Origin of the sequence: Streptococcus sp. HMSC057G03 (assembly GCF_001808745.1) — a bacterium.
GTDB classification, from domain to species: Bacteria; Bacillota; Bacilli; order Lactobacillales; family Streptococcaceae; genus Streptococcus; species Streptococcus parasanguinis_Z.
The window spans coordinates 187125-188167 of sequence record NZ_KV794423.1 but is presented as its reverse complement, the minus strand read 5'-3'; the positions used below and the strand labels follow the sequence as shown (position 1 = coordinate 188167).

1 protein-coding gene is annotated in these 1043 nt (G+C 38.8%); it reads left to right on the top strand.

Going from position 1 to position 1043, the window contains the following annotated elements; all coding sequences use genetic code 11:
- Nucleotides 1–1043, top strand: a 1043-nt coding sequence (locus tag HMPREF2686_RS04900) for an SspB-related isopeptide-forming adhesin (RefSeq protein ID WP_315940700.1), incomplete at both ends; no start/stop codon positions are given.

Here is a 1043-nt window from a genome sequence, read left to right as displayed (position 1 = left end):
ACCAAACAAACCAACTGAAAAACGTGTAAACAATGTTCCAATCTCAGTAGAATTCAACTTCACTAAGAAATTGGAAGGTCGCGACCTTAAAGCTAACGAATTCACATTCGAGTTGAAAGATAGCGACAATGTTGTGATTGCGACTGCAACCAACGACGCAGACGGCAACTTCAAGTTTACTCCAGTTGACTACACAAACAAAGCTGGTAAAACTGTCACTGCCCTTAAATACCAGAAGGGTCAAGAAGGTACTTACACTTACACTGTAACAGAGGTTAAGGGTACAGACTCAACTGTCACTTACGATGAAATGTCAGCAGTTGTCACTGTTAAAGTAAGTCATGATGGTACTGCGAAAGCCTTGATCACAAACGTGACAGATCCTGCCGATAAAGAATTCAACAACAAGGTAACTCCTCCAACAGAACCCAAGTTCCAACCAGAGAAATACGTTGTTTCTAAAGCGAAATTCGATATTACAGGTACGAAGCTCGTTGATGACGATTCTGAATTGACAGATAAATATGGTGAAACAAACACCAATCCATATGTCGATACAACTGCCAACAACGAAGATGAAAACTTGAATACTAAGACAGTTGAACGTGGTCAAAAACTTTACTACCAAGTATGGTTGGATACAACTAAATTTGACGCAAGCAACAAAGATAACATCCAAACAGTAGGTATCACAGATAACTACGACAAGGATAAATTGACTGTTAATGCTTCAGATATCAAGGTTTATGATTCAGTTACTGGTGCAGATGTTACGACTAAATTTGATATCTCTGATAACAATGGTGTTCTGACAGCTAACCTTAAGGATGGCTTCACTAAGTCACTTGGCGACGCTGAAAATACACAAATCATTGATACAACTAAGTTTGAATTTGGACGCTACTATAAATTTGATATCCCAGCAACAGTGAAAGACGATGTCGTAGCTGGTTCTGATATCGAAAACAAAGCAGCGCAAGTTGTTAACTACTACAACCCAGTAAGCAAGACAGTTGAAAAACCAAACAAACCAACTGAAAAAC